23 protein-coding genes and 1 pseudogene are annotated in these 22,410 nt (G+C 42.7%); 12 read left to right on the forward strand and 12 right to left on the reverse strand.

The features are described 5' to 3' along the window. Positions 1–19: 19 nt before the first annotated feature. Positions 20–1,156 (forward strand): cob(I)yrinic acid a,c-diamide adenosyltransferase, encoded by a 1,137-nt coding sequence (locus FNW02_RS04715; RefSeq protein WP_191756498.1) that lies wholly within the window; start codon positions 20–22, stop codon positions 1,154–1,156. Positions 1,157–1,397: 241 nt separating this feature from the next. Here FNW02_RS04715 and FNW02_RS04720 read toward each other — a convergent pair whose 3' ends face one another. Both FNW02_RS04720 and FNW02_RS04725 read right to left on the reverse strand, forming a co-directional pair. Further along, positions 1,398–1,808 carry a hypothetical protein gene (locus FNW02_RS04720; RefSeq protein WP_225225419.1) on the reverse strand — a complete coding sequence of 137 codons (411 nt, stop codon included), beginning with the start codon at positions 1,806–1,808 and terminating at the stop codon, positions 1,398–1,400. Beyond that, positions 1,798–2,031 (reverse strand): pirin-like C-terminal cupin domain-containing protein, encoded by a 234-nt coding sequence (locus tag FNW02_RS04725; protein WP_225225420.1) that lies wholly within the window; start codon positions 2,029–2,031, stop codon positions 1,798–1,800. Before FNW02_RS04725 ends, FNW02_RS04720 begins: the two co-directional genes overlap by 11 nt. A 228-nt stretch (positions 2,032–2,259) precedes the next feature. Here FNW02_RS04725 and FNW02_RS04730 point away from each other — a divergent pair, with 228 nt between their 5' ends. The 3 genes from FNW02_RS04730 (at position 2,260) to FNW02_RS04745 (ending at position 5,311) form a co-directional block, all read left to right on the forward strand. Next, positions 2,260–2,805, forward strand: coding sequence for a PadR family transcriptional regulator (locus FNW02_RS04730; protein WP_191756413.1), 546 nt, complete (start codon positions 2,260–2,262; stop codon positions 2,803–2,805). Between the two features lie 173 nt (positions 2,806–2,978). Further along, positions 2,979–4,178 carry an aminotransferase-like domain-containing protein gene (locus tag FNW02_RS04735; RefSeq protein ID WP_191756414.1) on the forward strand — a complete coding sequence of 400 codons (1,200 nt, stop codon included), beginning with the start codon at positions 2,979–2,981 and terminating at the stop codon, positions 4,176–4,178. 632 nt (positions 4,179–4,810) lie between these two features. Then, positions 4,811–5,311 (forward strand): fatty acid hydroxylase, encoded by a 501-nt coding sequence (locus FNW02_RS04745; RefSeq protein ID WP_191756416.1) that lies wholly within the window; start codon positions 4,811–4,813, stop codon positions 5,309–5,311. A gap of 200 nt (positions 5,312–5,511) precedes the next feature. On the opposite strand, the gene FNW02_RS04750 is transcribed toward FNW02_RS04745, so the two are convergent. Next, entirely contained in the window at positions 5,512–6,351 is an 840-nt protein-coding gene (locus FNW02_RS04750; RefSeq protein ID WP_191756417.1) for a methyltransferase domain-containing protein, read from the reverse strand. A 243-nt stretch (positions 6,352–6,594) separates the two neighbouring features. On the opposite strand from FNW02_RS04750, the gene FNW02_RS04755 reads away from it, so the two are divergent. Both FNW02_RS04755 and FNW02_RS04760 read left to right on the forward strand, forming a co-directional pair. Continuing rightward, entirely contained in the window at positions 6,595–7,929 is a 1,335-nt protein-coding gene (locus FNW02_RS04755; RefSeq protein WP_191756418.1) for a TrkH family potassium uptake protein, read from the forward strand. A 274-nt stretch (positions 7,930–8,203) separates the two neighbouring features. Further along, a complete protein-coding gene (locus tag FNW02_RS04760) occupies positions 8,204–8,899 on the forward strand; it encodes an NAD-binding protein (protein ID WP_191756419.1) in 696 nt (231 codons plus the stop codon). Positions 8,900–8,994: 95 nt separating this feature from the next. Here FNW02_RS04760 and FNW02_RS04765 read toward each other — a convergent pair whose 3' ends face one another. Beyond that, positions 8,995–10,086 carry a tetratricopeptide repeat protein gene (locus tag FNW02_RS04765; RefSeq protein ID WP_191756420.1) on the reverse strand — a complete coding sequence of 364 codons (1,092 nt, stop codon included), beginning with the start codon at positions 10,084–10,086 and terminating at the stop codon, positions 8,995–8,997. Positions 10,087–10,377: 291 nt separating this feature from the next. After that, positions 10,378–11,211, reverse strand: a complete 834-nt coding sequence (locus FNW02_RS04770; RefSeq protein WP_191756421.1) for a sulfurtransferase — start codon at positions 11,209–11,211, stop codon at positions 10,378–10,380. 105 nt (positions 11,212–11,316) lie between these two features. On the opposite strand from FNW02_RS04770, the gene FNW02_RS04775 reads away from it, so the two are divergent. Next, complete coding sequence (locus tag FNW02_RS04775) at positions 11,317–12,075, forward strand: helix-turn-helix transcriptional regulator (protein WP_191756422.1); 759 nt, start codon at positions 11,317–11,319, stop codon at positions 12,073–12,075. Here the strand turns inward: FNW02_RS04775 and queA are convergent. Then, positions 12,018–13,202 (reverse strand): tRNA preQ1(34) S-adenosylmethionine ribosyltransferase-isomerase QueA, encoded by a 1,185-nt coding sequence (queA, locus tag FNW02_RS04780; RefSeq protein ID WP_191756423.1) that lies wholly within the window; start codon positions 13,200–13,202, stop codon positions 12,018–12,020. The genes FNW02_RS04775 and queA overlap by 58 nt on opposite strands. A 363-nt stretch (positions 13,203–13,565) precedes the next feature. Between queA and FNW02_RS04785 the strand changes: the two genes are divergently transcribed. After that, positions 13,566–13,955: a hypothetical protein gene (locus FNW02_RS04785; RefSeq protein WP_191756424.1), complete on the forward strand. Its 390-nt coding sequence runs from the start codon at positions 13,566–13,568 to the stop codon at positions 13,953–13,955. A gap of 223 nt (positions 13,956–14,178) precedes the next feature. On the opposite strand, the gene FNW02_RS04790 is transcribed toward FNW02_RS04785, so the two are convergent. Beyond that, positions 14,179–14,712: a YraN family protein gene (locus FNW02_RS04790; protein ID WP_191756425.1), complete on the reverse strand. Its 534-nt coding sequence runs from the start codon at positions 14,710–14,712 to the stop codon at positions 14,179–14,181. Between the two features lie 59 nt (positions 14,713–14,771). Between FNW02_RS04790 and FNW02_RS04795 the strand changes: the two genes are divergently transcribed. The 3 genes and pseudogenes from FNW02_RS04795 to FNW02_RS04805 all read left to right on the forward strand — a co-directional run bounded on the left by FNW02_RS04795 (position 14,772) and on the right by FNW02_RS04805 (position 16,382). Beyond that, positions 14,772–15,308, forward strand: coding sequence for a pentapeptide repeat-containing protein (locus FNW02_RS04795; protein ID WP_431356790.1), 537 nt, complete (start codon positions 14,772–14,774; stop codon positions 15,306–15,308). A 221-nt stretch (positions 15,309–15,529) separates the two neighbouring features. After that, positions 15,530–15,730: pseudogene (locus FNW02_RS04800) on the forward strand (ABC transporter permease); the annotation flags it as partial. Positions 15,731–15,986: 256 nt separating this feature from the next. Next, a complete protein-coding gene (locus tag FNW02_RS04805) occupies positions 15,987–16,382 on the forward strand; it encodes a response regulator (protein ID WP_191756426.1) in 396 nt (131 codons plus the stop codon). On the opposite strand, the gene FNW02_RS04810 is transcribed toward FNW02_RS04805, so the two are convergent. The 4 genes from FNW02_RS04810 to FNW02_RS04825 form a co-directional block, all read right to left on the reverse strand. Then, positions 16,351–16,755, reverse strand: a complete 405-nt coding sequence (locus FNW02_RS04810; RefSeq protein WP_191756427.1) for a Na-translocating system protein MpsC family protein — start codon at positions 16,753–16,755, stop codon at positions 16,351–16,353. The two genes, FNW02_RS04805 and FNW02_RS04810, sit on opposite strands and share 32 nt — an antisense overlap. A 331-nt stretch (positions 16,756–17,086) precedes the next feature. Then, a complete protein-coding gene (upp, locus tag FNW02_RS04815; protein ID WP_191756428.1) occupies positions 17,087–17,722 on the reverse strand; it encodes a uracil phosphoribosyltransferase in 636 nt (211 codons plus the stop codon). Positions 17,723–17,781: 59 nt separating this feature from the next. Then, positions 17,782–19,011, reverse strand: coding sequence for a DUF1688 family protein (locus FNW02_RS04820; protein WP_191756429.1), 1,230 nt, complete (start codon positions 19,009–19,011; stop codon positions 17,782–17,784). Between the two features lie 152 nt (positions 19,012–19,163). After that, positions 19,164–20,423 (reverse strand): GTP cyclohydrolase II, encoded by a 1,260-nt coding sequence (locus FNW02_RS04825; protein WP_191756430.1) that lies wholly within the window; start codon positions 20,421–20,423, stop codon positions 19,164–19,166. A gap of 287 nt (positions 20,424–20,710) precedes the next feature. Here FNW02_RS04825 and FNW02_RS04830 point away from each other — a divergent pair, with 287 nt between their 5' ends. Beyond that, on the forward strand, positions 20,711–21,181 hold the full coding sequence (locus FNW02_RS04830) for a tetratricopeptide repeat protein (protein ID WP_191756431.1): 471 nt from the start codon (positions 20,711–20,713) through the stop codon (positions 21,179–21,181). Between the two features lie 633 nt (positions 21,182–21,814). On the opposite strand, the gene FNW02_RS04835 is transcribed toward FNW02_RS04830, so the two are convergent. Next, positions 21,815–22,405, reverse strand: a complete 591-nt coding sequence (locus FNW02_RS04835; RefSeq protein WP_348535363.1) for a Yip1 family protein — start codon at positions 22,403–22,405, stop codon at positions 21,815–21,817. Positions 22,406–22,410 lie beyond the last annotated feature (5 nt).

The following is a 22,410-nucleotide window of genomic DNA, read 5'->3' on the forward strand; positions in this document are numbered from 1 at the left end:
CGTTACAGCTTTTCGAGAGATGACAAGGAACGGCATCGGTATTCGCACGGCGCAAGTGCGTCCTGAACGGCTCACTGGTCAAATTCACGTCTACGATGGTGTAGGGAAAGGTAAATCCCAAGCAGCTTTAGGGGTGGTTTTACGCTCGATCGGCTTGGGGATAAATACACCTAGCTATTCCAATCGCGTTTTATTACTTCGGTTTTTGAAAGGGCCAGAACGTGATTACGACGAAGATGGCGCGATCGCAGCTTTACAGCGCGGTTTTCCCCATTTAATTGATCAGGTTCGCACAGGTCGTGCCGAATTTTTTGGCCCAGAAGAAATTACCTCTTTTGACCGATCTGAAGCGGCGCGGGGTTGGGATGTTGCTAAAGGTGCGATCGCCAGCGGTTTATATTCAGTTGTAGTCTTAGATGAAATTAACCCGGTGCTGGATTTGGGTTTGCTTCCAGTAGATGAGGTGGTGCGGACATTAAAATCCAAACCCCAAGAATTAGAAATTATCGCCACTGGACGCGCCGCGCCGCAACAGTTGCTCGATATTGCAGATCTCCACTCAGAAATGAAACCCCAACACCACCCAACAGCAAAAGCCCTCTTACTTGAGGGGATTGAAATTTATACTGGTGCTGGTAAAGGCAAGTCTACCAGTGCTTTGGGTAAAGCTTTACAGGCAATTGGTAGGGGGATTAATCATCCAGGATCTACCCGTGTATTGATTATGCAGTGGCTCAAAGGTGGTAGTGGTTATACAGAAGATGCCGCGATCGCCGCTTTGCAGCAATCTTATCCTGAAGTGGTGGATCATCAGCGCTGCGGTGGAGATGCGATCGTCTGGCGCAATTCGCGGCAAGAATTAGACTATGTAGAAGCCGAACGCGGTTGGGAAATCGCCAAAGTTGCGATCGCCTCTGGATTATACAAAACTATCATCCTCGATGAACTCAATCCCACCGTTGACTTGGAACTACTCCCCGTTGAACCCATTGTTCAAGCTTTGCTCCGCAAACCCCGCGACACCGAAATCATCATCACCGGTCGCTGCCAAAATCAACCCGCATACTTCGACTTAGCTAGCATTCACTCTGAGGTCTATTGCCACAAGCACTACGCCAATCAAGGCGTAGAACTTAAGCGAGGGGTAGATTATTAAATCAGTAAACAGTAAACAGTAAACAGTTATCAAGGGGATGGTGGGGGATTTAAACCCGCCAGATAGCTCCTGGCGCTGGCTTTGGGTTATTAGTTTTCAGCTTGTTTGCGATCGCTGATATAGTGGTTCCCCTTAAACCCAATTATCTTGACTGTTGACTATTACTGTTTACTGTTGACTGTTGACTGTTAAAAATGCACCGTAAGATGTCTCACGGTGCGCTTTCTTGATTTTGCCTAATTTACTTGGATGCAAGAAATCCTGATACATCTGCGTGTGCCAAGATAACATCGGGTTCACGCTGGAGAGCCGCATAGTATTTTCTTGCAAACACATTGCCAACCTCTGACGGTACAATCAGCTGGCGGGCATCGGCAATCAAATTTTCGACATTTTCCGCTGATACTGGTTCATCTGCTTCGAGCATCTCATCAATTTGTACAACAAGCTCAGAAATGCGATGTAGCCAAGCAAATTGTTCGTGATTGATCACCAGTTGCAGAAGTTCTCTACTCGATACTCGTCCCTGAACTTGTTCGTAGGCAATGCGTTCTGTCTCAAGCAACACCTTGTGAAGGCGGAGGAATTTGTTTCGCAAATCACGTAGATGTTGATGTTGATGTATTCGTTGTAAAAGTATGTTAGAAGTCAATGGAACTTATCCTCCCGTTACGATAGCCTGCAAAGGCTGGAATAATTTCGGCTTCGGTATTCATCACAAATAGACCGTAGCGAATAATTGGTTCGTTGAGTGGTAAGCCAGCGATGAGCAGCACATCTAATGGTGATTTTGCATTTGATGGATTTGCAACCATCGCTTTCTCACCGTCTTGTGTCAACAGCAACATCTCCCACATATTTCTTATCTTCGCCAAATAAGCTTTTTTCATCAAGCAAAAATTTAAGCTCATCTCACCCCTAAAAGGAGATGGGATTTCATGTTGACTGTTGACTGTCAACGGTCTAAAAAGGCTTTCTCAGAACTTAGCACTTAAAATGACTTTGTTATATAGTTCCTATATATGATTACTCATATATTAACATTAGACCATATCAGAAATGACAGATGTAATTTCTACTACTTTAGTTTCGGAAAACCGCCTATGTCTTTAGCACACACAATTCTAGGTCTGCTTCAGCAAGAAGAAATGACAGGTTACGACCTAAAAACAAGTTGCTTTGATCAATGTATTGCTCACTTGTGGACTGCTGACCAGGCACAGATTTACAGAACTCTCGATAAACTAGTTGAGCAGGATTGGATTACTTGTACCGTCAAGATTCAACACGATCGCCCCAATCGTAAAGTCTATAGTATGACTGAAGCAGGAAAAGCCGAATTAATCCGATGGCTTCAATGCCCTCAGCCCTTACCAACAGTACGAGAACCTCTGCTTGTTCAGTTATTTTTTGCAGCACAGTTACCAAATGAGGCCATTATTAAATTGCTAGAACAGCAGCTAGAGGCACGCAGTGAAAAGCTAGCCACATGTGAAAATATTGAGTTACCTGTGCTCGGTGATCAGTTTGCAAGTCGTGAGCAGATTATGCAAAGGCTCGTACTAGAGTTGGTAATCCAAAGAGAACACACTTACATTAACTGGTTAAAGATAGCTATTGATGTTCTTTGCCACCAATCAGCTTTTTAAACGAATAAGCCTAAGTCATAATTATTAACCCATAAAAGTAACTCTTAAATATTGACGACCTTCATCCTATGGTCGAAGCTGCGCGTAGCTTGCTTAAGCGCAGAGGTACACAGAAAAAAGTGCAACAGCTTAATTGCAGATATCCGCGTCAAACTAGAACATAACTCGCTCCTATGACTTCTACTCCTAGTTACCGAATTGCTGATTTGTTTGCCGAACGAGCTAGAAACCTGACACCACCAACCTACGGTACAGAGTTAACCAAAATTATCACCGTTAGCTTTGCCTATGGTTTAGCTGACCCAATTCTCTTTCCTCACACTGACTTAGCTGCTGCAAGTGCGACTGTGCTGGCACAAGAGGCCCCGACTGCCCTCAACTATGGCCCACCCTCAGATCAACTGTATGAGCAGATCATCCTCCGCTTGCGAGCTAGGGGGATCGCTGCCGATCGCGATCGCGTGATCATCGGCTATGGTTCCAGTCAAATCCTCGGTTTGCTACCAGATGTGTTTGTCGAGCCTGGTGATGTGGTAATTGTTGAAGGGCCAACCTTTTTGGGGGTGGTTAACAAATTTGCCAACGCTGGCGCACACTTAATTACTATTCCTGTCGATGAGTTAGGGATGGATGTGGATGTGCTGGAAGCAACTTTAATTGATTTGAAAAAACAGGGCATCCGACCCCGATTTATTTACACCATCCCGACCTTTCACAATCCTACAGGCGTTACTATGCCGCTGTTTCGGCGCAAAAAGTTGGTAGCCCTGGCAGCAGAGTATGGCGTCCTAGTAGTGGAAGATGAAGCCTACACTGATTTGCGCTTTCGAGGAGAGGTTCTACCTCCCATAGCGACTCTCAATGATGAGGGGTGGGTGTTATACGTGAGTACCTTCTCAAAAACTATCGCTCCCGGTATACGTCTGGGCTGGGCTTGTGGCGATCCGGCAATCATTGAGCGGCTGGCAATGTTCAAAAGCGAGGGGCCTGTTGGGCCGTTTGTTAGCCATGTGGTTGCCCATTACTGCGCTACGGGCAAACTAGATAATCATATCCAGGATCTAATCGCCTGTTACCAGCATAAATGTAATCTGATGTTAGAGGCGATCGCTCACGAGTTTCCTAGTGATGTGGTTGCCTTGCGCCCCGATGGTGGCTTCTTTGTTTGGTGTAAATTACCACCAGATATCAGTGCCAATACACTCCTGACTGCTGCCAGTGAACACGGCGTCACCTTCTTACCAGGTACTCGCTGTTATGCCAATGGCCAAGGAGATGATGCCATCAGGCTGGCTTTTAGCTTTCAGCCAACTGAGAAGATTGTCGAAGGGATTGCCATCTTGGGATCTGTACTGCGGGAACTCCGCCGTTAAAGTTGACACTTTTGTATTGGTACAACCCTTGCACGGCAGTTTCTACGCTGCGGGAACATGGGTAAAATGGGTAAAGGGTAAGGGTTAAATTCAAACATGTGTCTTTTTCCCTTTCCCTCTTAACCAAAAAGTATTAGGTTAGTTTTAATAGCATTATTTAACCCACATTTCTGTTTAGCAAAAAAGCTTAACCCAAATTTGTACAAATATTAACTCAACCTTTGCTAATGCCGTATGCCTTGGTAAGAAGATTGTGAGGTGACAACGGTAAAGTACAGTAATTTTGTCGGGATTTAGATGTATCAATTCCATCAACCTACCGAAACCCAGATTGAAATCTATCAAAAGTTGCAGTTCACTGCAATTAAGGAGCGTAGATTCATCAACTTCCCCGCCCACAAGGGGATTGGGTTTCTTGCAGAGACAATGAAACTGCAACTTCCCTGCATACATAGATTCTGAGCAGAACTGAGTGAGGCGTAGACGCACAAAACCCAGAGAGAAGTTCAGCAAACTTTGTTCGGTTGCAACTTGGTCTTTCAAACCAGGTTGGACAACATACGCGCGATCGCCTTCAGTATGACATTTAAATCATTTTCTTTGTGGAGTTTTTTTACTGTTGAGGAGTACAAATGCTTGAGGCTATCGCTGTTGCTTGGCTATTACTATTTCTTGGCGATTTCCTTTCTACTTTTATTTATCACATACCTGAGCATGTTTTTGGTAGCCTCCACCTAAAAACGCACCACTCCTGGAAGAAGGACTTCCGCCACTATGCTATTTTAACGTTCAATACCCAGGTTCTTTTAGATGGTATTTTGGGTGCACTGCCATATTTGCTTGTGTCAGTAGTTCTGTGGTCTTTCTCTCCAATTGGCGTTATCGCTGGACTATTGTTTGGTCAGTTTCACGTATGGTGGAGACACATAATAGTCTTGGGTTGGCAAACTCCAAAGCTTGTAACTATTTTGTGCCAACTTCTATTCATCACAACTCCTGAGAGACACTGGCTACACCATCAAAAAACTAACCTAGGTTTCGGTGATATTTTTACATTTTTTGAGCAACCTTCCAAAGCATGGATGCGTTGGCTACGGCTGCTAAGGCTTCATCTGCGTTATTCGCGTGTCTAGCTGGTGGTCTGTTTCATTAATTTTGCTGGGCTATTAGATCCCCGACTTCTTAAAGAAGTTGGGGATCTGACCACCGGGTCAGCCACTTTGGCGGGACGCAAGCCGATACCGCCAAGTGATCTCACCAAAAAGGAGAGCTGTTAATGAACAAGAGTCATATCTTGCTCAATGTTTTGGCAATGTAAGATGGTTTATGTAGTTCACTTAATACCAGACACCAAGCCAAACCGAATTAACCCGCGTTGATAACCGCGACGCATTAACCCCAGGGATAAGGCTCCTTGGATGGTAGTCCAACCAGCATTTAGTAAGCCCCAAAGCGCTTGGGGAGTGAAGGCGGAATCAATCACTACATTCCAGAATGGGGCAACAGCTTTTGACCAGTCAGCGGTGCGGATATTGTTTAATGGAAGTTGACGTGCGATCGCCTCATACTCTGGCAAAGAAATCACATAAGGTAAACAATACACCCGATAAATATCTTCTAAATGCTTTTGTTCATCGGCTGTCAACGGTGATTCATTAGTCGGTCGATGACACCAAGTCACCATAATAAAAATCCCGCCAGGTTTTAACACCCGGTAGCACTCCTCCATAAACTTGGTTTTATCTGGCATGTGTTCACCACTTTCTAACGACCAAACCAAGTCAAAAGAATTGTCAGCAAAGGGCATGGCTTGAGCATTTGCCACCTGGAATTGTGTTCTCATCAAACCAGCCTCTAGAGCGCGTTCTGTGGCTCTCGCGGCTTGCACCGGACTCAGTGTAATACCTGTAGCCTGAGCATTAAACTTTTCTGCCAGGTATAAAGAACTGCCGCCAATACCACAACCCACATCTAGGATATTTTCCGCTGTTTGTACCCCTGCCCACTTGAGCAGTTCTTCAATTAAATCAATTTGAGCCTGACGGCGGTCTTTGTTCTCATTGCCATCTGACCCGTAATAGCCGTGATGCATGTGTTCGCCCCAAATCTGTTCCCACAGACCAGAGGAAGCGTCGTAAAATTGCTGAATTTGCTGGTAAAGTGTTGCACTCATGTAAAAAGCAGTGTTGAGAAGAAGCAGAATTCAAAAAAAAATATATTGGTAGGCTACCATGTATGTTTTTAATAAATTAAGGTGTTTTTGTTTCCAGGGAGGGTTAACCCCGACTTATATTTCCTGGAAAAATTTGTAGATGCTAGCTTAATTAAGCTGCTCTTGCTTCAACTTATCTACTTTATGTTGCCGAGATGCCTGCCATGATTGAGTTTTTCATTTTTTTTGAATTTTGAATTGCTTATGACTGTTGCTCGCACAGTTTGCTTAGGATTTCTGGCTGTCATCACTATAGGCACTATCCTACTGATGATGCCTTTTTCAACTAGCAATGGTACTTGGAATGACCCAATTGTGGCGCTGTTCACCTCTACATCCGCAGTTTGTGTTACTGGTTTATCAGTAGTTGACCCTGGTACTTATTTTTCTTTTTGGGGTGAGTTGTTTATCATGCTGTTGGTTCAGATTGGTGGTTTGGGCTACATGACAAGCACCACCTTTCTGATTTTGCTGATTGGACGCAAGTTTGACTTGCGACAAAAAATAGCTATTCAACAATCTTTAGACCGACCAGGAATGAGTGGTAGTGCTCAAGTTATCCGCTCCATCATTGCTACAACACTGATTTTTGAAATTACTGGAATATTTTTACTTTTACCAGCTTTTGTACCCAGATATGGATGGGATAAAGGACTTTGGTTCGCAATTTTTCATAGTGTTAATTCTTGGAATAATGCTGGTTTTAGTCTTTTCAAAGATAGCTTAATTGGTTATCAGTCAAATGTGTTAGTAGTTTTCACTGTCACATTATTGATTATCTTTGGGGGAATTGGTTATCAGGTAATTTTTGAAATGTATATTTGGTTGCGCGATCGCCTGTCACAAAAAACTCGAGCTCAAGTATTTTCTCTAGATTTTAAAGTTGCTATCAGTACAACAATTATATTGATATTGCTAGGTATATTAGCTTTTTTATGTATAGAGATCAGAAATCCTGAAACTTTTGGTTTGCTCAATTTTCGTGACCAGTTATTATTAGCATGGTTTCAATCGGTTACTCCCAGAACTGCTGGATTTAACACCATTGATATCAGCAAAATGACCACTGCTGGTTTATTTATTACCATAGCACTGATGTTTATTGGTGCAAGCCCAGGCGGTACAGGAGGTGGTATGAAAACAACAACGCTGAGAGTGTTAACCAGTTGTACAAAAACGATTCTTCAAGGTAAAGAAGAAGTTTTATTGTATGAACGCAAGATAGCAATATCTTTAATTTTGAAAGCTGTTGGTGTATTGGTTGGTTCAGTCGCAACCGTAATTTTGTCTACAATTTTAATTGCACTTACAGATCCCAAATTAGATTTTATTCAAATTCTCTTTGAAGTAGTATCAGCCTTTGCCACTGTGGGATTATCTACAGGAATCACAGGTAGTGTTTCCACAGCCGCAAAGTTGATCTTAATTGTTACAATGTATATTGGAAGAGTGGGTGTTTTACTACTTATGTCAGCGGTATTAGGAGATCCTAAACCTACTAGAATTCACTATCCTGAAGAAAACTTACTCGTAGGATAGTTTAGAGGAAAAAAGGAGATGAAAAAAGTAAGGAAAGCAGGGGAAGCAGAGGGGCAGAGGGGCGGAGGTCTACGGTAGGAACCCCCAACGCGGGAAGGGGGGGCAGAGGGGCAAAGGAGAGAATAATTAATGACAAATGACAGATGACAAATGACCAACAACTAATAATTAAACTGATAAAATATACATCTCCAGACAAAAAATAGGATTTTTTATTTATGCGGTATAACCGCTTTTTGCCCTAGATTAGGGAGCAATCACAAGGATAACAACTGTGCATCTTTCATCATTAGGTTTTTTTCGCAGTTTACGTAAAGATAACCACCAATTTGCTGTGATTGGGTTAGGTCGTTTTGGTCGCTCTGTTTGTTCAACACTTCACAATTTTGGCTATCAAGTGTTGGCAACAGATATTGATGAAAAACGAGTTTCAGAAGCCTTAACTGAAGAAATAGTTGGTCATGCTTTGCAATTAGACTCAACCGAACCAGCTGCACTTAGAGAAGCTGGAGTTTTGGAATTTGATACGGTAATTGTAGCAATTGGTAACTACGTTCAAGAAAGTATTATAACCACACTCAATGTGAAAGAGGGGGGTGTACCTCACGTAGTTGCCAAAGCTTCTAGTGAAGTTCACCGTAAGCTATTGCATCGAGTAGGAGCAGATCATGTTGTTTTTCCTGAGTATGAGGCGGGTTGTGCCCTAGCACGTACACTTACCAAACCATCAATTATAGATCGGTTTGACCTCGACCCAGATAACAGTATTGTAGAAGTGATCGTACCTGATGAATTTCATGGCAAAACGATCACCGAACTTCAACTTCGTAACCGTTATGGTTTGAATTTGCTGGCGGTAAGTCAGGATGGGAAATTTCAAATCAATCCTGACCCCACCAAGCGTTTAGAGCGCGGTTCTGCAATGGTAGTTATTGGCTGCAACAAAGATATTAATCGCTTACCGATTTAAAAAAATCAAGAGTTAGAAATTAATTTTCATTTCTAACTCTAAAATTTTTATCCTACTAAAATTAGTGCAGCTGGGCGTAGCCTATTGCGAATTGTTTATGGACTGGGAATTGTTGAAGTAGGCTGTTGTTCAACGAAGACTGGCGAATGATGAGAATTAACTGACGTTTCTGGTTGATTTAGCATTTCTTGTCCAGGTGCTAGCAAATTACTAGTACTGGTAGTAGCGGTTTGACTAACTTGAGGTTGCTGTTGCTTTTCCTTCTGAGCAATTTGCTGCATTAGCTGCTCAATTTTTTCAACTTGCTCAAGATTTGCTTGCTCACGATACTCTTTGCGGGCGCGTTTCAAAGCTGCACTGGCTTTTTTGATATCACCCTGATTGTATAAAGTTACTCCCAAGTTATAGTAAGCTGAGGCATTCTTAGGATTTTGGCGAATAGCTTGCAGATAAACGGCAATAGCCTCAGAGGCTTGACCATGAATTGCCATCAAACTTCCCAAGTTGCTATAGGCCATAGCATTTTTCGGATCTAGCTGCAAAGTTTGCCGATAAGCAACGATCGCAGGTTCTATTTGACCTTGGTCTTGCAAGGCGATCGCTAAGTTAAAGTAAGCATTAGCATTGTCAGTATCTAGTTTAGTTGCTTGCTGGTATGCGGCGATCGCTTCTTGTAGCTGTCCTTGTTCATACAGTGCTAAACCTAGGTTATATTGGGCTGCTTTCATTGTGGGATCGATTACAAGGGCCTGTTTGTACACAGTAATTGCTGCTTCTTTATCTCCTTGTTGGTGCAACGCAAACCCTAAGTTGTAATAAGCCTCACTAAAATTGGGATTAATCTTAATCGCCTCTGCATACTCTTGTACGGCTACATCCAGGCGATTTTGCTGCATGAAGATATTACCCAAATAATTCCTGGCTGGCCCTAGATTGGAGTCATGCTGCAACGCTTGACGAAAGGCATATTCTGCACCCTGTAAATCTTTGCGATTATAACGCGTGACTCCCTGTTGGTAAAAGCTAGCCGCTTGAAGATCCTGAGAAATCGCAGTTTCGGCCAGCAGCTTGCTTTGTGGGAAATTAATAGTTGTCGGTGCAGCTAAGAGCAAAAATGCCGAAGAGTAAAGCAGTGTCACCTGGGAAAATATATGTAACCACTGAGAAAATGGATATTTTTTAGACATGAATGGCAGCCCTTTACTTATTGTTAGCTCCTTATAAGTCAGAGTACCCACCGTGAATGAGAAAATTCCAAATTCCTTACTTAGTACAACATTTCATTAATTCGTAGCGAACTAACTTTGAAAATACTCTGCGTTCCTCTGTCTTGAAAAGTTTCCTAGGTCGGGCTAACCCTCCTACAGAACTTTTCGCTGCGCTTACTCCGTGTTCCTCTGCGTTTAAAAAAGTTACGAATTTATGCAAAGCGTACTTAGATTCAATGCGATGCTAGCTTGAAAAGAGCAAAGCGATGATTATTTTTCAATGGGTGTATCAGGGAGTTGGCTCCATTCATTCCATGAACCGTCGTAGTTCCGTACATGCGGATAGCCCAATAAATACTTCAAGACAAACCAGGTATGTCCTGAACGTGCTCCAACAGCGCAGTAGGTGATCACTTCCTTATCTGCTGTGATATCCTTGCCCCCATAAAGTGCCTGCAATTCATTAATTGGTTTGAAGGTTCCATCATCGTTCAAAGCGAGTTCATAATAAACATGCGTCGCACTTGGGATGTGTCCTGTGCGTTCGGTTGCTTCGGGGGGTTTGTTGTAAAACCATTCGCCACTATACTCTTGAGGCGATCGCACATCCACTAATACACGATCCGTCCGTTTAATAGATTCTAGTACATCTTTATGTGGTGCTCGCAGGCTTGCATCGGGGTTCTGCACTCGATACTGAGTCGGTGTCACAATTGGCTGTTCCGTTGTTAGTGGGCGTCCTTCGGCGATCCATTTCCGACGACCACCGTTAAGGACGCGCACATCTTGATGACCCAAGACTTTCAACAACCAGAAGATCCATGCTCCAGTAGCAGGCAGATCACCATATACAATCACAGTGGTATCGTTCGCAATACCGGAACGCTCTAGCAATCGTTCCCAGACATCTGTATCAAAATTAATCTGACCATCAGGACGCATAATGTCGGTAAACAAGTTCCAGAAAACTGCGCCAGGAATATGTCCCACATTATATAGCTGAGAACTTAAATCTCCCTCAACCAAGCGTACCTTGGGGTCACTTAAATGGTCAGCAATCCATTGTGTATCAACTATTACTTCAGGATGTACGTAACTAAACATAAGCGTCTTACTCTCAAGGAATTCAAACTACAATGGCGATGAAGCTAGATTAAGATTGACTCCTTGCCTAAGCCTAGTCCTCGATAGAGTACACTTTGCTGAACTATGACGGTGAACTCTTTACAGTCTTTATTTCAGGCGATCGCTCATGCTCGTGATCAACACGAGCTCCAACATCATGTCATGGTAAAAATAGGTGAGTATTTTGTTACTTACCGCCGGGCACTATTTTTCTTTGATCAGTTGTTTCCTCCTGAAACAAAAGCTCAGAGGATGTTTCAACTAGCATTATCGATAGAATATAATCCAGTCTTGCGCTATTTAGTTGAGCATCATGCTCCCGTCCATGAAGAACTGTTGTTACCAGCTGGAGTATGGCAAGTGATTTGTCCCCGCTCTGATCATGGGCATGTGATGGCTGGGCCGATAGTTAATAACGGCCGCCTTGTGGGTGCAATCGGTTTTACCCGCATTCGAGAAGCCCCTGCTTTTAATACTCAGCATCTAGCTGACCTAAGTGCCCTTTGCCTACATCTGTCAACTTGGCTGGCAAAACGCTCAGTAGGATTCAATCCTCTAAATATTAGTCGTTTAACGCCGCGCGAAATTCAAATTGCAGAACTGGTAGCACAAGGGCTAACAAATGCTGAAATCGGTACAGCCTTGTGGATTCAAGAAAATTCTGTTAAACAAGCCTTAAAACGGATGTTTCGCAAGCTTGAGGTCTCATCTCGGGCTGAGATGGTTGCGCAGCTTTTATCATCTGCAAAGCTGCTACCACCCAACCTAAAATCATCTACTGATAACTACTCAGAAACGCCAGTCCCCTCTGGCAAAATGAGCATAGCATCGCCAAAGGAATAAAAGCGATACCCGCAAGCGATCGCTTCATTGTATATATTCAACAACCTTTGTCTACCAATTAAAGCACTCACTAGCATCAGTAAACTGGAACGCGGTAAGTGAAAGTTGGTAATTAAACCATCCACGACTCGCCATTGGTAGCCAGGGTAAATAAACAGGTCTGTTTTCCCACAAAAGGGTTGTAAATCGCCAGATTTAGCTGCTCCTTCCAAGGCGCGTACTGCCGTTGTACCTACAGCAATAATTCGACCGCCAGCGGCTTTAGTAGCACGGATTTGCTCTACTGTAGCTGCGGGAACTTCAATCCATTCTTCATGCATCTGGTGGGTAGTTACATCCTCCACTTCCACCGGGCGAAATGTACCAACACCAACGTGTAGCGTCACAAAAGCTTGATTAATTCCGCGATCGCGCAACTTTTGCAATAATTCTGGAGTAAAGTGAAGTCCTGCCGTCGGAGCTGCGATCGCTCCTGGCTCTTTGGCATAAACTGTCTGATACTGCTCATCAACAGCTTCCGAGCCAGTAATATAAGGCGGCAAAGGTACTTCACCAAATACGTCCAAAAGCTGCACTACAGACTTTCCCTCTGGTACATCAAATTGCAATAGACGCCCCCCAGTCGCCGCGTCTGTTTCCAAAACCGTAGCCGTTAGCTGGGGACTGGGGACTGGGTAGGAATCTTCCCAGTCACTAATCCCTAATTCCCTTGCTTCAAAGATAACCTTTGCTCCCCGTTTGAAGCGTTTTCCTGGTTTAACTAAGGCTAACCAACAGTTATACTGCTGCTCCTCTAACAGCAAGACCTCAATTTCAGCACCAGTAGATTTACGACCATACAGCCGCGCTGGAATGACTCTAGTATTATTCATTACTAATAAATCACCAGCTTGCAGGAGTTCGGGTAAATCACGGAAAATATGATGTATGGGTGCTGTTTTTTCACCTGTACTACGAGAATTCACTACCAATAACCGCGAGCTATCTCTAGGAATTACTGGGTTTTGGGCAATGAGTTCTGGAGGTAATTCGTAGTCATACCCAGCTACCGAACAATCTAATTCAACGTCTTTTGGCCGCTGATTCTGGGTGTCACTAAAATTGGCTTGTGTTAATTGTTGCTCCATTTAAATTTATTAGAAATTGGAAACTCAGAACCGAAGATTAAAGATTAGGAAGATTTGATAAAAACCCCAGCCGAGGTAAGGACGGATTTCTTCCCCAGTCCTAAATCCCTAGTACCCAGTCCCTTTTATACTGCCTTAAAAAAGCTGGTTTGGGCTTTCCTTCATAAAGGAACTTTAAGGCATCATCGCTCAATTTCTCCACTGGGTTATAAGATTGGTACTATTAGGTGACACGGAAACACCAATATGAAAATTGGGTAAACCTCCCCATCTAAAAACGGGGACATTTACCCTACCGGGAACAGGCATCTATTTAGGATTATAGAAATGTAGGATTGGCTTTGATCCCAAGCACCAACAAACATGGAATACTTGTATTACCTGGCAAATGCCAGTTTAACTCTGAGGGTCGTTCAACACCTGCACGCTAGACCCCAGACACCAGTTTTATTCGTCACCGTAATTCATCAGATTGATGGCTGGGTGGTTAGGATCAAACTCAAGGGTCAAGTCTCACCTCAAGAAGATGGCGACTTTCGCGCTTTTCTAAATGAATTAGGAATTAGCTATGAGCCGCCAATGAGAGTACAAATGGCACTTTGGAGTTTGGAAGCGGGACAGTGCCCTGTAGATGTGATGCGTCGCTATCAAGTAGCGATAGTTTCTCACGGTAATCCAGAAAGAGAGGAAATTGAGGCTTTTCGGCAACAGTTTGTCCGAGGTTTGGGCTACTGTCCAGAAACCTTGGCGTGATCCTGTTTGCAAGTAATGCCGCTACAAAATTATTGGATCATGGTGAGTTGGTGTAGTGAGTCCAGCATTAGCCTTCTACCATGATCTACTGGCGTTAGCAATTCCTGGCTGCGATAAGGTAGCTAGGTGTAGCTTATCCCCCTAGGGATATTCGTCAGCAGTAGCGAAGTTACAAGCGTCACCCAGAGGTAGTTGGTCATTGCAATATTTTATCTATTACCTGTTAACCATCATCAATTGAAGAGTCGAAAGCTGCTGGAATGTATTCTTGCAGCTTCAACTTGTATCCGGCTACTGATGAAGTAGCTAGAGCTTCTTGAATGACTGTAACCCCAGTCAGATTTTTTGAAATTTGCTGACAGTAGACAATAGCAACATCGAATCGGCAAGGGTAATCTGCTTTTTCAGGATACTGAGCTAAAAATATTTCAGCTGTACGCCAAAGTTTTGCTTGCTTTTGTGGGGTGATTGCGCTTCTTCCCCCAGCATCCCAATTGCCTGAACTGCGGGTTTTAACTTCTACAAATATTAAGATAGAGTCTTGAGTAATGAGTGAGGAATTCTCTCCCTTATCCCCCTCTTGCCTCTTTGCTCCCCCTGCTTTCCCCTGATATTGGGCTATTATGTCGATTTCTCCCCAGCGGCAAGAAAAGCGACGGTGGAGAATCATCCAACCTGTAGATTGCAACCATTGATCTACTAGGTCTTCTCCTAATTGACCAATGTCAGGATAATGAGATGGAGGAAGGTTCGCCATTGACTAAAAATAGCATGAATTCAATGAATTCTAGGTTAAGCGATCGCATAGCGAGTAATATGCTTGGTTCATCCCGTTTGTCGGGGATGATGAGTAAAACAGACTATCGGATTTGGGCAAGTATACTCAGTTTATTGCTTTGGGCAATAGTTGGCATCACAGCGTATGTGGGTTTTACTCCAACAGCTTTGGCACTTGAATATAATAAAGAAATTTTGGTTGAGGCTGATTTCTCAGGACGTGATTTAACAGACTCTAGCTTTACCAAAGCTAATCTCCGCCAGAGCAACTTCAGTCACACCAATTTACGCGGTGTCAGTTTCTTTGCCGCAAATTTGGAGTCGGCAAATTTAGAAGCAGCTGATCTGACAAATGCTACTCTAGACTCGGCTCGCCTAATCAAAGCAAATTTGACAAATGCGGTGTTAGAGGGTGCATTTGCTGCTAACGCCAAGTTTGATGGTGCGATGATTGAGGGAGCAGATTTTACCGATGTGCTGCTACGTCAGGATGAGCAAAAAAAGTTGTGCCAGTTTGCCCAAGGCACTAATCCTACTACAGGACGAGACACGCGTGAGACGTTGTTTTGCCCATAAGAAGTGATAAATCATGGAGAGGTGTAATATTGCTCGCAGTTAACCCCACTTCTCCACAATTTGCTTTGATTGGGTTATGTGTGTAAAGAATTACCTACTTGGATTCACATACTTTTGGCGCTATTGGCAGCTTGTTTAAGTCGCGCTGGAAAGAGAGATGAGATTAAAAACGCAAAGTAGCGCAAAGGTTTCTTTGGGTTTAAAAAATTGAGCGTTAAAACAAAGGATTTATTGCGATCGCTGCTTTAATTTTTGGTAGGTGGCATACTAATATAAACCTAGGTGTAAATATCCCTGATCAATTTCTAGTGATGCTACCCTATGCGATCGCAATTTTGCTATTAGTGGAATTAGCGGGTAAATTCACAACCCCAACGGTCTTAAGTGTTGCCTATTTTTCAAGAAATTGCGATCGTCGTTAGTCAATATTCGCAGATTTACGCGTCTACTATGCTACTATTTGCTTGATGTTATTACTAGCTTGTTATGTTCTTCCTTGAAGTTCAGCGCAGACGGACAACCTAGTGAGTTACACACGAGCCTATTAATTTCAAGCCGTAGTTAGCCGGCTGAAAAAGCCTCGGATATCCGCCTAAATACTTACCAAAATAAAACTCTTGGGTATTTCCTAATGGGTAAAGTCTTGATGCTTAGCCTTTTTTGGACAGCGACTAATCTATGAATGGACAGCCTTTAATTTTGGTTGTAGAAAAAAATCTACATGATTTAGAACTGCTTAATTCTCACCTAGGAATATTAGATTTTTCATGCATTTGTACCAAACAAGGGGTGAGGGCTGTAATATTGGCACAAAATTATCAACCAGATTTAATTCTGCTAGATATGATGCTGTCTGATTTGAGTGCAAACCAAGTTATTAATTACCTCAAACACACTCCAAAAACTGCTACTATTCCAATCATTGCAGTGAAACCCTTAGTAAGGGTACAAGAGTACCCTTGTAAGATGATCGTCGGCTCTGATGATTGCATTACCAAACCCTATAATTTTAATCAATTAGAAGTGGTTATTCGCCGTAATCTCAGTCAGATAAGTTTCTTACATTCGACTTAGGAATAGATTCAGGATTACGAACTTCAGGCAACTGATTTAAGATTATAATAATTCCAGTACGACCTGTTGCCAAATTTGTGTTTGTCATCAGGTCGATCACAGGTTGACTAATAATTTGCTCAATCAAAGCTTTTAATTGTGGTTTAATTATTTTGTCTAAATATAATCGAATTTGTTCAGCTAGGCTATCATAACCTCCATTCAACAGAGTTTTCTCAGCTTGGGTTACAGAGTTTTCTAAAGAAATTACGATTTCAGTATCAAAAAAATGGCAAATGATTTGACTAGGACGTTGACCCAGTTTTTCATGATATAAATTTCTGATCTGCTGTGATATTTCTCTTTCTAGTTGTCCAATAGTAGGTTGTATCATTATCGATTACAATGCAAAATTCCAGTTTTTAGTAGTGAAATAGGAGTTTTGAATCTTCTAATGTCTAGTAGAATGGTTTGAGGATATTATTACTATTGAATATTAAGTTTGCGTTTCAATGCAATGTATTCGCTATAGATTTTACTCAAGACCTTAAAGATTTAATGATGCCTGTATGTCAGGTTAGTTACTTCGCTGATAGTCTTTGGCTTTGAAATAATTGAATCAATAATTTGTTATTTGTCTTTTGATTTACTCAACGAGTATATCCCTCGTCAGTCAGCAGGAAGACGAAAGGAAAAATCAGTTTATTCTCTATACTCCTGTCAGTTTATTTTGTACCAAACAAGCGATCGCCTGCATCTCCTAAACCGGGAATAATGTAGCCGTGTTCATCCAAATGGTTATCAATAGCAGCCGTATATAAGGGCACATCTGGGTGCATCTTACAGAAATGCTCAATACCTTCTGGTGCAGCGAGCAAGCAGACAAACTTAATTGATAAGGGATTAGTTGATTTGAGCCGTTCTACAGCGGCTACAGCTGAATTACCAGTTGCCAACATCGGGTCTACCACGAACATATCCCGTTTGTCAACATCGTGAGGAACTTTGAAATAATACTCAACAGGAATCAGAGTTTTCGGATCGCGGTATAGACCAATATGTCCTACCCGTGCTGATGGAATCAACTCCAGCATCCCATCCAAAATTCCTTGTCCTGCACGCATCACCGAAACTAGCACCAACTTTTTATCAGTGGCAAGCACTGGCGCATCCATCGGGGCTAGTGGTGTTTTAATCTGTTCATATTTCAGTGGTAAATCCCGCGTTACTTCGTAAGCCAACAGCAGACTAATTTCTTTGAGGAGAGTACGAAATTTTGTCGTGCTGGTTTCATCTCTACGCATCAGCGTGAGTTTGTGCTGAATCAATGGATGTTCAATTAGCGTTACTTGATTGTGCATATTTTAGTTATTTGTCGTTTGTCATTAGTAGTTATCAAATGACAAACGACTAATGACAGTTAGAATACAGTGCCATCACTTTCGATTTGGATAGGGGATTGACCATCCGTTCTGAGTTCAGCTGCAATTTTGCGCCCTGCTGTCCAGGTTCCCCCTTGCAGAATTTTAACTAGTGGTAGTTCTGTGGTACTCAGACCCAACTTTTCGCGTACTGTAGCAGCGATTAGATCCAGTAAAATCACGGTGATGGCACGCCATTCAACTATAACTTCTGACGCTACCGAGTGGGATAAACGCAAAATATCTGAATGTTTGACACTGATTAGTCCCAAGTCAAGACATAATCCCCCATTGCGATACTCTGGTAGTCCAGTGAGGATATCTAAACCAGTAATTGCCAAACCGAGTTCCTGTAGTGGTTCCAACAAAGAATATGTTAGCCATTGGGACAGTTTGTGAAAGGGAACTAAACCATCATCTGCAACCTCTGGATGTTGCCAAACATCACCGAGATTAACCCCAGCAACTTCTAATCTTCCAGGCCAGATATCACTCAGTCCTTCCAGAACAGCATTGAAAACAGTTGTAGCTGCTAACTGCCCGTTTTGAGATTGATCTAAAAGATAATTTACTAAATTCCCTGGACGAGGGTTGTCATTGCCAAACAAATGGGGTGAAGAGAGTAAAACTTGACCTAATTTTTGTAATAATTTCCACCGCCCAGAAATTCCCACCAGCGGGTTTTCTGCATTTACCTGAAACCCAGTTGCTAGTTCCGCTTCTGTGAATGCTTGTAATCTTTGAGCATCCACTTGCAATAACTTCTCACGAGAAAAAGCCCCTTGACAAAACATCCAAAAACTGGCTACAGCTAACCCTTCCGATCGCCCCAAACTTAACCCAGTTTCCGGCTCATAATAATACCAATTATTTCCCGCACCTGCATCTAACAATACACTGACAATTGCCAAATCAAACTTAGCAGCAGCTTTAGCCAGAGGCGTTAGTTCTGCTAACTGACTATCCAACTGGGCTAATCGCGGCACATTCCCAGCCTCAAAATGTCGCCAACGACTATGAAACGGAATTTGTAAATCAGGGTATTCGCAGCGCATTACCTCAATCACATAATCTGCTACCCGTCCCAACTGCGTTAAATCACAACTAAAATGCCGCGACTCTCCCGCATTTACCAGTGTAAACAGTTGCTTACAACGCCCCCGAATCGCATCTGGCGAACGAAGATATGCAATCAATTCTCTCTGCGCCTCTGCGGTTTGTATTTCCACTTTACAACTCTTGACCCCAATAAAAACTCGCTTCGCTCCAATTAAAAATTAAAAATTAAAAATTAAAAAAAGGTCAAGAGTCAAGGGTCATTTGTCATTTGTCATTTATTATTCTCTCCCCCTGCTCCCCTTGCCCCCCTGCCCCCCGCTCCTCAATCTACCAAGTCTCGCCCCTTCACTTCAGCTAAACCACCAGTATCCAATACCTCCCCTGTCGTGTAATATCCAGCAGCTTTCTTCGCCTCAATTTCTACCCGTGCATCTTGGGGAATCAAATCCTCTGGGATTGGAATTCGTTCTACAATTTCAATTCCCGCTTCAGTTATGGCGTTATACTTCATATTACTCATCGACACCATGCGGTCAATGCGGGTAATACCCAGCCAATGCAACACATCTGGCATTAGTTCTTGGAAGCGCATATCTTCTACTCCCGCTACACATTCTGTACGAGCAAAGTAAGCATCAGCGCGATCGCCTCCTTCTTGACGCTTCCGGGCGTTGTAAACTAGGAATTTCGTCACCTCTCCTAAAGCCCGGCCTTCCTTGCGACAATAGACAATTACACCGACACCGCCTTCCTGTGCCGTTTGTACGCACACTTCAATTCCATGTACCAGATAAGGGCGACAGGTGCAAATATCCGAGCCAAATACGTCAGAACCGTTGCATTCATCATGTACGCGCACGGCTAGGGGTTTATTGGGATCGGCGATCGCAGCAAGATCACCGATGATATAGACTGTAACGCCCCCAATTGGTGGCAAAAAGACTTCCAAATCTGATCGCGTTACCAGTTCTGGAAACATCCCCCCAGTTTGCTCAAATAAAGCGCGACGCAAATCTGCTTCTGTGATCCCAAAGCGTTTAGCGATTCCTGGTAAATACCAAACAGGTTCAATTGCAGCTTTAGTGACTACCAAATCACCACCTGGCTTCATAATTTTGCCATCCACCTGTAAGCGCCCCTTATCTACGGCATGTTGCAGTTCGGGCATATTGATGTGAGCTTGAGTGATGGCGATCGTTGGACGGATGTCATAGCCCTGTTGGCAATAGGATGCAAATACCTCAGATGCTATGGCTCCAAATGGGTCAATAGAGACGATCTTATCAGGATCAGCCCAGCTAGGATAGGGGCCGATCCGCTCTACCGGGGATGTATTCGTTAAATCCGCTCGGTGATCCGACTGCAAAGCGCCGCTAGCTACTGCTAAAGCACGATAAACAGCATAACTGCCAGAGTGAGTGCCAATTACGTTACGATGTGCCTGTTTAGTCAGCGTTGCAATAATTGGGCCGCGTTGTATGGGGTCGGCTGCTCCCCAATTAATTGCGATCGGTTTGGGGCCAAAGCTACTAGGATGAGAAGTGAGAACAATATGCCTGGAAACGCTGTTTTGTTTTGGCATAATCATTTGTTTTTTACTATGTTTGTATGAACTATTTGTCACTAAGTATTTGTCAACTATCTATAGTCACTTTTTATTTTTAAAGTTTTGGTATCTTAGTAACGAGTCAGTTATAACCTTAAATACTGAGTCAAGTATTAATAATATTGGTAAATATAAAAAATAGCACATCAATTACATTATTAGCAATTGTTGCAAGAGAATTTAAAGATGACTTTAAAAATGACTTATGAGATATATTTTGTGAGAAAGTTGATAGTAAAGATAAATCACCCAACTTGAAATTCATGGATTCTTTATCTATTAATTCCTTACTTGAAGAGTTGAAAAACCCCGATGTCATAGTCCGCGAGCAGGCAACCAGAAAACTTTGGCGGATCTGGTTTCAGCAAAAGGGAATATATGGGCTAGAACGGATCGACCACAGTCAAAAATTACTAGATGCAGGGGAGATTACTGAAGCTGAAGCGACTCTGACAGAGCTAATTAAAGACCAGCCCGATTTTGCCGAAGCCTGGAATAGACGGGCTTTTCTCTATTACAGCATTGCTAATTATCGAAAATCCCTCTTGGATTGTCAGAAAGCTGTGCAGTTAAATTCCATACATTTTGGTGCGCTTCACGGCATGGGCTTGTGTTATGCGGCGCTAGGAGATTATGGTAAAGCTATCCAAGCTTTTCAACGCGCTTTAGAAATTCAGCCCTATTCACTAGTGAATCAAAAGTTGATTCTAGAATGTACATTTAGAATCAGCTAAAACAGCAGATAGGAGAAAGCATTTTATTGTTTTATGAATCTGTTACCACTCTTATCAACAGCAATTCATCGCCTTAGCCGCCGCCATTTTATTCAATACAGTTCTGTCTGCATTAGTAGCAGCATCATGGCTACTTGTAGCAATGAGAACCAAGCGTTAACTACTAGTTCTTGACTGGATAAAGTTACATTTGGTACAAACTGCATAGTACAAGCTAAACACGACGGATTTGATCAGACTATTGCCACTGTTACTGACAAAGACCACGGTTTAGATATCACTACTAAAATGGGTGAACCTTAAGTTTACAGTGGTACTCAATTGTTGATGAGAGGTATGGTAGATTTCTTCATGAATTATGGCATTGATGCAGTGAACGCCATAGCGCCAGAAATTCTCCAAATTACGGTGACAGCAATCTCCTAGAAATATCCCCAGTGTCTTATCGGCCATCCCAACACAGTAACTAAAACCTTTGCCGAATTCAAAGGCAAACTAATTTATATTTTTGCTGCTAACGCCAGCTATTGGTCTTTACAAATATCAAGAGGAAAAGAGCAACTCATGCGATCGCACAACCAGCAAAACAGAGATTTTAGGGCTACTAATAGCTCACACTGTACCAGCTTCGGATTAAGATGGGTAGTTTATTAATCTTTGCTGCAAAACTTGTACAAAACCAATTGCAATCTGAATCAGAGGCCAACCTATTAAACAAATGAACGCGGCTTGACGAGTTTTAATATCTAAACCTTGGCGGACTGCTACAATTACCGCCAGCAAACTCCATACTGATAGTATCAACTCTATCGGTCGTCCCAGTAAAGGAATTAGAGTTAAGAAATTTAGCACTTGTGGGGCATAGGCAAAACCAATGGGATTAAGTAAATCTCCATAAGTAGGATCTATTGGCTTCAACCACTGCCCAATTTTCCAAATCGAGAACGTCCACAAATAGTAACCTGCTACAATACTTAGGGCATCAATCAAAAGCGCTATTAGTAGTACAGGGGGTGTAGCACGATTAATTAACAAAATCACGGCACTTCCCAAAGCGTGAGAAAAGGCTGCCAAAATTACGATAGTTAAAGCTATTTGACGACTTTTTCGTTTATTACGAGTATTTTTATATAGGCTGGAATTAAGTGTTAAGGCGTTTTTAAGCGTCCTACAAACTCCCAGCTTTGCTTTTTTGTTACTGATGCGAACTTGCTTATCGCTCACGATGG

The organism is Komarekiella delphini-convector SJRDD-AB1 (assembly GCF_014831675.1).
GTDB lineage: Bacteria > Cyanobacteriota > Cyanobacteriia > Cyanobacteriales > Nostocaceae > Komarekiella.

What these genes read in the sequence shown, in the direction of transcription:
- FNW02_RS04770 (WP_191756421.1), bottom strand. Translation starts at nt 11,211, where the DNA reads ATGTTTAGTTACGTACATCCTGAAGTAATAGTTGATACACAATGGATT.
- FNW02_RS04825 (WP_191756430.1), bottom strand. Translation starts at nt 20,423, where the DNA reads ATGCCAAAACAAAACAGCGTTTCCAGGCATATTGTTCTCACTTCTCAT.
- FNW02_RS04810 (WP_191756427.1), bottom strand. Translation starts at nt 16,755, where the DNA reads ATGATACAACCTACTATTGGACAACTAGAAAGAGAAATATCACAGCAG.
- FNW02_RS04755 (WP_191756418.1), top strand. Translation starts at nt 6,595, where the DNA reads ATGACTGTTGCTCGCACAGTTTGCTTAGGATTTCTGGCTGTCATCACT.
- FNW02_RS04765 (WP_191756420.1), bottom strand. Translation starts at nt 10,086, where the DNA reads ATGTCTAAAAAATATCCATTTTCTCAGTGGTTACATATATTTTCCCAG.
- FNW02_RS04785 (WP_191756424.1), top strand. Translation starts at nt 13,566, where the DNA reads ATGGAATACTTGTATTACCTGGCAAATGCCAGTTTAACTCTGAGGGTC.
- FNW02_RS04735 (WP_191756414.1), top strand. Translation starts at nt 2,979, where the DNA reads ATGACTTCTACTCCTAGTTACCGAATTGCTGATTTGTTTGCCGAACGA.
- FNW02_RS04730 (WP_191756413.1), top strand. Translation starts at nt 2,260, where the DNA reads ATGTCTTTAGCACACACAATTCTAGGTCTGCTTCAGCAAGAAGAAATG.
- upp (WP_191756428.1), bottom strand. Translation starts at nt 17,722, where the DNA reads ATGCACAATCAAGTAACGCTAATTGAACATCCATTGATTCAGCACAAA.
- FNW02_RS04750 (WP_191756417.1), bottom strand. Translation starts at nt 6,351, where the DNA reads ATGAGTGCAACACTTTACCAGCAAATTCAGCAATTTTACGACGCTTCC.
- queA (WP_191756423.1), bottom strand. Translation starts at nt 13,202, where the DNA reads ATGGAGCAACAATTAACACAAGCCAATTTTAGTGACACCCAGAATCAG.
- FNW02_RS04830 (WP_191756431.1), top strand. Translation starts at nt 20,711, where the DNA reads ATGGATTCTTTATCTATTAATTCCTTACTTGAAGAGTTGAAAAACCCC.
- FNW02_RS04790 (WP_191756425.1), bottom strand. Translation starts at nt 14,712, where the DNA reads ATGGCGAACCTTCCTCCATCTCATTATCCTGACATTGGTCAATTAGGA.
- FNW02_RS04795 (WP_431356790.1), top strand. Translation starts at nt 14,772, where the DNA reads ATGCTTGGTTCATCCCGTTTGTCGGGGATGATGAGTAAAACAGACTAT.
- FNW02_RS04715 (WP_191756498.1), top strand. Translation starts at nt 20, where the DNA reads ATGACAAGGAACGGCATCGGTATTCGCACGGCGCAAGTGCGTCCTGAA.
- FNW02_RS04775 (WP_191756422.1), top strand. Translation starts at nt 11,317, where the DNA reads ATGACGGTGAACTCTTTACAGTCTTTATTTCAGGCGATCGCTCATGCT.
- FNW02_RS04805 (WP_191756426.1), top strand. Translation starts at nt 15,987, where the DNA reads ATGAATGGACAGCCTTTAATTTTGGTTGTAGAAAAAAATCTACATGAT.
- FNW02_RS04745 (WP_191756416.1), top strand. Translation starts at nt 4,811, where the DNA reads ATGCTTGAGGCTATCGCTGTTGCTTGGCTATTACTATTTCTTGGCGAT.